Source organism: Bradyrhizobium genomosp. III (genome assembly GCF_000261705.1).
Classification (GTDB): Bacteria; Pseudomonadota; Alphaproteobacteria; order Rhizobiales; family Xanthobacteraceae; genus Bradyrhizobium; species Bradyrhizobium ottawaense.
This window is the reverse complement of sequence record NZ_AJQF01000120.1, coordinates 1-7,482: the sequence shown is the minus strand read 5'-3', so window position 1 is coordinate 7,482 and position 7,482 is coordinate 1. Positions and strand designations below refer to the sequence as shown.

Genomic DNA, 7,482 nt, shown 5'->3' with positions numbered 1-7,482 from the left:
CGGGGGAGCCGGTGCCGATCACGGCGACGCGTTTTCCCGCGAGATTGACGCCGCCATGCGGCCAGCGTCCGGTGAAATAGACCTCACCCTTGAAATCCTTGACGCCGTCGATCTCCGGCGGCTTCGGCGCCGAGAGGCAGCCGGTGGCCATGATGTAGTGGCGGCAGGAGACCGGTGGGCCATTGTCCGTGGTCAGCTGCCAGCGCTCGGCCTTCTCGTCCCACTTGGCTTCGGTGACCTTGGTCCTGAAGCGGATGTCGCCCCTGAGGTCGTAGCGGTCGGCGACGAAGCCGAGATAACGCAGGATTTCGGGCTGGGTCGCGTATTTCTCCGACCAGGTCCAGGCCGTCTCGAGCTCTGGATCGAAGGTGTAGCTGTAGTCGATGGTCTGGATGTCGCAGCGCGCGCCCGGATAGCGGTTCCAGTACCAGGTGCCGCCGACGTCGCCGGCCTCTTCGAGCCCGACCGCCGAGAGGCCGGCCTTGCGCAGGCGATGAAGGAGATAGAGGCCGGCAAAGCCGGCGCCGACCACGGCGACATCGACCTGCTGAGCGGTTCCGCGCTCATCGGAGGCACGTGTGGCAACCATCGCATCAGGCATGACATCCTCCCGTATGTTTTGTTTTGCCGGCAGGCTATAGCCACATGCACGGCTTGTCATCACAGCAAGTGCAATCTTCGGTAGGCGTTTGCGGCGTCACCGTGGCGCGTGAATGTTGCGGCACTACACGCACCGCGATGCACAATGGCCGTGATTGCCCGGGCTAATCATGCCCGATCCGCCTGTGTATGCTTGCGGTTACAAGCCACGCGTACCGGCCGGGCGTCATGACAGAGTTGAGTGAGCGGACCAAAGCGAACATGGACGTCGTCCTGGAGGAGACGTGTAGGCAATTGCCGCATGGCGGCGATCACGACAGCCGCAGGTTCATCGCCGAACGCCTGATCGAAGCCGCGCGGGCCGGGCACTCCACGCTCGGCGAGCTCGGCATCGTCGCGCGGCACGCACTGGCGGCGATTCTCGCAAAGCGCGGTTAGTGTGAGCCGGCAGGCTTGCTCCGCCGACGGCCGCGGACGTAACCTGCAGGAAACCGTTCCGCGCATCGAGATGCACCGAAGATGCGATCCCTGCTCGCGCTTCTTGCGGCCTCCATTGTCCTGTGTTGCGCTGGCTCGGCCGTGGCGCAGCCGGTCGGACAGTTTCCGTTCGCGCTGACGCGTGAAGGACAGATTCTCGGCGCCGTCGAGGGTGAGGTGGCCTCGTTCAAGGGACTGGCCTATGCGGCGCCGCCGGTCGGCGCACTGCGGTGGCGACCGCCGCAGCCGACGCCCGAAAGTTCGGAGATGCACACCGCCTACGATTACGGCGCGCCGTGCCTTCAGCCGTCCTTGCCTGATGCGGGCGAGGATTGCCTGACGCTGAACGTGTTCCGTCCCTTCGGGGTCGACGGCCCGCTGCCGGTGATGATGTTCATCCATGGCGGCGGCTTCATCGGCGGCACCGCGAATGAGCGGCTGTTCGACGGTGCCAGGCTGGCGCAGGCCGGCCTCATCGTGGTCACCGCAAATTATCGCCTTGGCGTGCTCGGCTGGCTCACTGATCCTGCGCTGACGGACGGCGGCTCCGGCAATTACGGCCTGATGGACCAGATCGCCGCGCTGCATTGGGTTCATGACAACATCGCCGCCTTCGGCGGTGATCCGCACAATGTCACCTTGTTCGGCAGCGATTCAGGCGCGACATCGATCGCGCTTCTGATGCTGTCCGCGCAGTCGCGCGATCTGTTCCAGAAGGCCATTCTGCAATCGGTGCCCGCTCGCGCGCCCCTGCGCTCGGCGCAGGATGCGCAGGCGATGGGCCGGCAGTTCGTGGCGGCGCTCGGACCGCAGGCGGATTTGCGTGCCGCCGGACCGCGACGCCTGCTTGCCGCCGAAAGCCGTCTGCTGGAGCAATCGCGGTACGGCTTCGCGCCGATGATGGACGGAGCTCTGGTGACCGAGGATATCGCGGCAGGCTTTGCGGCCGGACACCAAAGCCGCATTCCCCTGATCATCGGCTCGAACGACGACGAGACGGGTTTCGACGGCGAGTTCGATGCCAAGGAGGAGCTTGCAGCGTCAGGCCTCACAAGCGATGAGCTGCGCAAGCTCTATCCTGATCTCGCCAAGCCTTCTCTCGCCAAGCCTTCTCTTGTTAAGCCTTCGGATGTTGCGGCACGATTCTACACCGACAAGGTCTTTTCCGAGCCCGCAAGACTGCTGGCGCGCCTGCATGCCGCAAGCGGCGCGGCGACCTTTCGCTATCGCTTCGCCTATGTGCCCGAGGCGCGTCGCGCCAATCCTGGGCCTGGGCATGGGCGCGAGCTGCAGTTCATCTTCGGTGCAGAAGGCGTGCCGGGAGCGGGCATCTTCTCGCGGGCTGATCGCGAGGTCGCAAGCCGCATGCGGTCCTATTGGATCAACTTCGCCAGAAGCGGCGATCCCAACGGTCCCGGTCTGCCGCATTGGGATTCCGTCGCTGGCCGCGATCGCCTGCTGCTGATCGCGAACGATCACATCGCGAGCGGAGACGACCCCTGGTCGGAGCGTCTCGACCGTATCGCAGGCGAGAGCAAGAAATGAGCTGGACTTAAGCGGCGAGCTCGACGCGGGGCGCGGGCGTCAGCCGGCCTTCCTCCAGATAGTCCATCGCGCCGTCCTTCTCGACGGCATAGAACTGCTGGCCTTCGCGCGACTTGAAGGCGGCGCGAACGATGCCGCGGCGGCCCTTGTCACTGTTGACGACGTCCCCCAGCGCAAACTTCTTCATCTCACGTCTCACTTGTCTTCAGGCCGACTGCTTCGGCCACGCCGGGGATTTTGGGCGGCAAATCGTTAACGACTTGCTAACCATGCCGGTTTGCCTATGCTCGCCGCCGGACGCGCGGGCACGCGCAGAGTGCCGATGAGACGAAGCCCCATGACGCGATTTCCGACCCTGTTCCTGTCGCATGGCGGCGGCCCCTGGCCCTTCATGGAGGACCGGCGGGTGCAATATGCCAGAACCGCCGAAGAGTTCGGCCGGTTGCCGCAGCTTCTCCCGGAGAGACCAAAGGCCGTGCTCGTCATCACTGGCCATTGGGAGGCCGATGCCTTCACCGTCTCGACCTCGGCGCAGCCGCCGATGGTGTACGACTATTACGGTTTCCCCGAGCATACCTATCATCTCAAATATCCGGCGCCGGGCCGGCCCGAACTGGCGACCGAGGTGAAGGCGCTGCTCACGCGGGCCGGCCTGGAATGCCGGGAAGATCCCAATCAGGGTTTTGATCACGGCACCTTCGTGCCGCTCGGCCTGATGTATCCGAACGCCGACATGCCGATCGTGCTGCTGTCGCTGAAGTCTGCTTACGATGCGGCCGAGCACATCAGGGTCGGCGAAGCGATTGCCTCGCTCCGCGATGAAGGCATCCTGATCGTCGGCAGCGGGCTGACCTATCACAACATGCGCGGCTTCAACCGGCCCGAGTCCAAGCCGGTCTCGTATGATTTCGAGGCCTATCTGAACGAGGCGATCAGCAACCCCGATCCGGCCCGCCGCAACGCGATGCTGGTGGATTGGGAGAATGCACCGAGCGCGCGCCTGGCGCATCCGCGCGAGGACCATCTGCTGCCGCTGATGGTGGCCGCCGGCGCCGCCGGCAGCGATATCGGCAAGCGCGTCTTCGTCGACGAGGTCGCAGGCGTCGCGATGGCGTCGTATGTGTTTGGATGAATTCGTAGGGCGGATTAGCCCGCGGCTGCGCGAAGCGCAGTCCGCTGGCGTAATCCGCCGTCGTGCGGCATTAAGGTGGCGGATTACGCCTTCGGCTAATCCGCCCTACGGCATCCCGCGACCTCACCCGTATTTCAGCTTCATGAACAAAATGCCGCCGGCGAGCAGCATGGTGATGGCGTTGGCGGCGACCAGCGGCGCATCGCCCGAGAGCAGGCCGTAGATCAGCCAGAGCGCGAGGCCCAGCACCATGACCAGGAACATGCCGAGCGAGATGTCTCCGGTGGAGCGGGTCTTCCACACCTTGATGGCTTGCGGCGCGTAGGCCACGGTGGTGCAGGTGGCGGCGGCAAAGCCGATCAGCTTGATCACGAACGGGTCCATGCCGGCTCTATAGCATGGATTCGACGACGGTCATGCCTCAGGCACGCTCCGCCGTGAGCCCACGATAGAGCGCGGCATAGTCGCCGGCGCGGTTGCGCCAGGAGACGTCGGTCGCAAGGCCGTGTCGTTGCAGTTGGCGCCAGGTCGGCTTGTCGTGGAAGGCGGTGTTGGCCTTGCGTAAGCTGCCGGCAAGGGCCTCCGCCGTCACGGGTGCGAACTTGAAGCCGGTGGCATCGCGGTCGGCGGCGTCGGCCTCTCCGATGTCGACGATGGTGTCCTCGAGCCCGCCGACGCGTGAGACGATCGGGACGGCGCCGTAGCGCAGCGCGCAGAGCTGGGTCAGGCCGCACGGCTCGAAGCGCGAGGGCACGATCAGCGCGTCCGAGCCGGCCTGGAGCAGGTGCGCCAGGATCTCGTCATAGCCGATCACGACGCCGATCCGTCCGGGATTGGCGCGGGCAGCGGCCTGATAGCGATCCTGGAGATCGCGGTCGCCGCTGCCGAGCAGCGCGAGCTGCATGCCTTCGGCCAGAATGGTCGGAATGGCCTCGAGCAGCAGATCGAGCCCCTTCTGCCAGGACAGCCGGCTGATGACGCCGAGCAGCGGCGCTTCGTCGGAGGAGTCGAGATTGAACTGCTGCTGAAGCACCGCCTTGTTCGCGGCCCGGAAGGTGAGGTCCTCCGCGCCGTAGCGGTAGGCGATGTGCGGATCGTCCTGCGGATTCCACACCGAGACGTCGATGCCGTTGAGGATGCCGCTCAGCACGTTTGCGCGTGCGCGCAACAGGCCACCGAATCCCATGCCGCCTTCGTCGCTCTGGATCTCCTGTGCGTAGGTCGGCGACACCGTCGTGATGCGATCGGCGAATTGCAGGCCCGCCTTCAAAAAGCTGATGCCGCCGAAATATTCGATCTCATTGACGTTGAACGCGTGCCAGGGCAGGCCGATCGCACCGATCAGCTCGGGAGCGAACTTGCCCTGATAGGCCATGTTATGGATGGTCATCACGGTGCCGGGTCGCGGGCGATTGTCATAGTGCAGATAGGCTGGCGCGAGCCCGGCCTGCCAGTCATGGGCGTGCACGACATCGGGTACGAAGGCGGGGACGAGGCCGTGGCCGATATCGGCGGCGATGCGCGACAGCGCCGCGAAGCGCACGCCATTGTCCGGCCAGTCGACACCCTCGGTGGTGACATAGGGATTGCCCGGCCGCGCATAGAGATGTGGCACGTCGAGCACGAACAAGTCGAGCCCGTCGTGAGAGCCCGCGAGCAGCCGGCCCGGTCCGCCGAAATAATCCGGCCAGCTCCGGATTTCCTCTGCGTTCGACACGATCCGCGTCACGTCGGGATAACCCGGCATCAAGGTGCGCATCTCGACGCCATGCGCCTTCAGCGCAATCGGCAGCGCGCCGGCGACATCCGCGAGGCCGCCGGTCTTGACGATGGGATAGACTTCAGAAGCGACCGCGAGGACGCGAACAGGCCTCATGTATTGAGCCTGTCGATCATCGGCTGAGTGACGAGCGAAATCCCCTGCTCGGTGGTGCGGAAGCGCTTGGCATCGAACGCCGGGTCCTCGCCGATCACGAGTCCTTCCGGAATCTCGACGCCGCGGTCGATCACGACGTTCTTCAGGCGAGCGCCGCGGCCGACACTGACATAGGGCATGATCACGGCGTTCTCGACATTGGCGTAGGAGTTGATGCGCACGCCGGTGAACAGCAGCGATCGGCGCAGCGAGGCGCCGGAGATGATGCAACCGCCCGAGACCAGCGAGCTCACGGCCTGGCCGCGCCGGCTCTCCTCGTCATGAACGAATTTCGCCGGCGGCGTGATCTCCGCATAGGACCAGATCGGCCAGGAGCTGTCGAACAGGTCGAGCTCGGGCACGACGTCAGTGAGGTCGATATTGGCGGCCCAATAGGCATCGACCGTGCCGACGTCGCGCCAATAGGCGCGGGGGTCGCTGCCGGAACGCACGCAGGAGGTGGAATATTGGTGCGCCATCGCGCGGCCGTTCTTGACGAGGTAGGGAATGATGTCCTTGCCGAAATCGTGGTTCGAGTTCGGGTCCTCGGCGTCGCGCTTGAGCTCCTCGAACAGGAACTTCGCGTCGAACACGTAGATGCCCATGCTGGCGAGCGAGACGTCCGGCTTGCCCGGCATCGGCGGCGGATCCTTCGGCTTCTCCAGGAACTCCTGAATCCAGCCGTTCTCGTCGATATGCATGATGCCGAAGCCCGAAGATTCCGTCCGCGGCATCTCCAGGCAACCGACCGTGACGTCGGCGCCGCTGTCGACGTGCTGGCGCAGCATCACCTCGTAGTCCATCTTGTAGATGTGGTCGCCGGCCAGCACCACGATGAAGCGGCAGGCGTGGGATTCGATGATGTCGATGTTCTGGTAGACCGCATCCGCCGTGCCGACATACCACATGTTCTCGGAGACGCGCTGGCTCGCGGGGAGGATGTCGAAGCTCTCGTTTCGCTCCGGGCGAAAGAAGTTCCAGCCCATCTGAAGGTGCCGGATCAGGCTGTGCGCCTTGTATTGGGTGGCGACTGCGATGCGGCGGATGCCCGAATTGACGGCATTCGACAGCGCGAAATCGATGATGCGGGACTTGCCGCCGAAATAGACGGCTGGCTTGGCGCGGCGGTCGGTCAGTTCCAGGAGCCGGCTGCCACGTCCGCCGGCCAGGACGAACGCCAGCGCCTGACGGGCAAGCGGCTCGGGTCTCGCGGCACTCATGTCATCCTCCCCACTCACGCCCGGCGCAGGCCGAGGCTATTTGTCGCGAGAAGCCTCGCGCCATTGGAACCGATAGTAACGGTACGAATAGTCAATCGTGAAGTAGGTTGTTGGTTGCGCAGGCGAGAAGCTTAATGCTTTGCCTTGGCCGCGGGGCTCCGGCATCGCACCGGTGTCACGTCGGGCAGAGCGGGGCACGTTGGTTCGCCTCGCATGCCGGCAGCCGGCTCGCAGCGAGGCATGGACGAGGCATGGACGAGGCTTGGACGAGGCTTGGACGAGGCTTGGACGAGGCTTGTGCGCCGCACGCAAATCCGGGCTTGAAAATCCGGGCTTTGACTTGGCGCAAAGATGCCCGATCATGCCGCTGCGATCCTTTTCCAAGCAAGACGTCAGACAGGGAGCAAGTCGATGAGGATCTGGAAAACGGCAATTGCTTGTTCGGTCGCCGGCGTGGTCATCGCCGGCCAAATTCAACAGGCGGCAGCGGCACCGCTGCCGACAAACGTCGCGACCATGAAGGCCGCTGTCGGTGACGATGTCGCGCAGGTGCATTGGCGCGGTCGTGGCTGGGGATGGGGTGGAGGTGGCCT

At 64.8% G+C, this 7,482-nt stretch carries 8 protein-coding genes and 1 pseudogene; 4 read left to right on the top strand and 5 right to left on the bottom strand.

Annotated features, from left to right (window positions below; all coding sequences use genetic code 11):
• A partial coding sequence (locus IC66_RS0110610; protein ID WP_038947596.1) for a flavin-containing monooxygenase occupies positions 1–601 on the bottom strand: 601 nt, incomplete at its 3' end.
• Positions 602–789: 188 nt separating this feature from the next.
• Here IC66_RS0110610 and IC66_RS0110605 point away from each other — a divergent pair.
• Together IC66_RS0110605 and IC66_RS0110600 are read left to right on the top strand one after the other, a co-directional pair.
• Positions 790–1,038, top strand: a complete 249-nt coding sequence (locus IC66_RS0110605) for a hypothetical protein (protein ID WP_028145414.1) — start codon at positions 790–792, stop codon at positions 1,036–1,038.
• A gap of 81 nt (positions 1,039–1,119) precedes the next feature.
• Positions 1,120–2,622 (top strand): carboxylesterase/lipase family protein, encoded by a 1,503-nt coding sequence (locus IC66_RS0110600; protein ID WP_038947595.1) that lies wholly within the window; start codon positions 1,120–1,122, stop codon positions 2,620–2,622.
• 7 nt (positions 2,623–2,629) lie between these two features.
• Here the strand turns inward: IC66_RS0110600 and IC66_RS0110595 are convergent, their stop codons facing one another.
• Entirely contained in the window at positions 2,630–2,809 is a 180-nt protein-coding gene (locus IC66_RS0110595) for a hypothetical protein (protein ID WP_028145412.1), read from the bottom strand.
• 150 nt (positions 2,810–2,959) lie between these two features.
• Here IC66_RS0110595 and IC66_RS0110590 point away from each other — a divergent pair, with 150 nt between their 5' ends.
• Positions 2,960–3,754: a DODA-type extradiol aromatic ring-opening family dioxygenase gene (locus IC66_RS0110590; RefSeq protein WP_028145411.1), complete on the top strand. Its 795-nt coding sequence runs from the start codon at positions 2,960–2,962 to the stop codon at positions 3,752–3,754.
• Positions 3,755–3,877: 123 nt separating this feature from the next.
• Here the strand turns inward: IC66_RS0110590 and IC66_RS0110585 are convergent, their stop codons facing one another.
• Genes IC66_RS0110585 through glgC form a run of 3 tightly spaced genes read right to left on the bottom strand, consistent with a single transcriptional unit; the run spans position 3,878 to position 6,889 of the window.
• Positions 3,878–4,138, bottom strand: coding sequence for a SemiSWEET transporter (locus IC66_RS0110585; RefSeq protein ID WP_028145410.1), 261 nt, complete (start codon positions 4,136–4,138; stop codon positions 3,878–3,880).
• A gap of 37 nt (positions 4,139–4,175) precedes the next feature.
• Complete coding sequence (gene glgA / locus IC66_RS0110580; protein WP_028145409.1) at positions 4,176–5,630, bottom strand: glycogen synthase GlgA; 1,455 nt, start codon at positions 5,628–5,630, stop codon at positions 4,176–4,178.
• Positions 5,627–6,889, bottom strand: a complete 1,263-nt coding sequence (gene glgC, locus IC66_RS0110575) for a glucose-1-phosphate adenylyltransferase (protein ID WP_028145408.1) — start codon at positions 6,887–6,889, stop codon at positions 5,627–5,629. The genes glgA and glgC overlap by 4 nt, the downstream gene beginning before the upstream one ends.
• A gap of 411 nt (positions 6,890–7,300) precedes the next feature.
• On the opposite strand from glgC, the pseudogene IC66_RS47985 reads away from it, so the two are divergent.
• Positions 7,301–7,482 (top strand): annotated as a pseudogene (locus tag IC66_RS47985) (hypothetical protein); the annotation flags it as partial.

Coding starts and splice junctions, on each gene's coding strand:
- IC66_RS0110600 (WP_038947595.1), top strand. CDS start 1,120: ATGCGATCCCTGCTCGCGCTTCTTGCGGCCTCCATTGTCCTGTGTTGC.
- glgC (WP_028145408.1), bottom strand. CDS start 6,889: ATGAGTGCCGCGAGACCCGAGCCGCTTGCCCGTCAGGCGCTGGCGTTC.
- IC66_RS0110585 (WP_028145410.1), bottom strand. CDS start 4,138: ATGGACCCGTTCGTGATCAAGCTGATCGGCTTTGCCGCCGCCACCTGC.
- IC66_RS0110605 (WP_028145414.1), top strand. CDS start 790: ATGCTTGCGGTTACAAGCCACGCGTACCGGCCGGGCGTCATGACAGAG.
- IC66_RS0110595 (WP_028145412.1), bottom strand. CDS start 2,809: ATGAAGAAGTTTGCGCTGGGGGACGTCGTCAACAGTGACAAGGGCCGC.
- glgA (WP_028145409.1), bottom strand. CDS start 5,630: ATGAGGCCTGTTCGCGTCCTCGCGGTCGCTTCTGAAGTCTATCCCATC.
- IC66_RS0110590 (WP_028145411.1), top strand. CDS start 2,960: ATGACGCGATTTCCGACCCTGTTCCTGTCGCATGGCGGCGGCCCCTGG.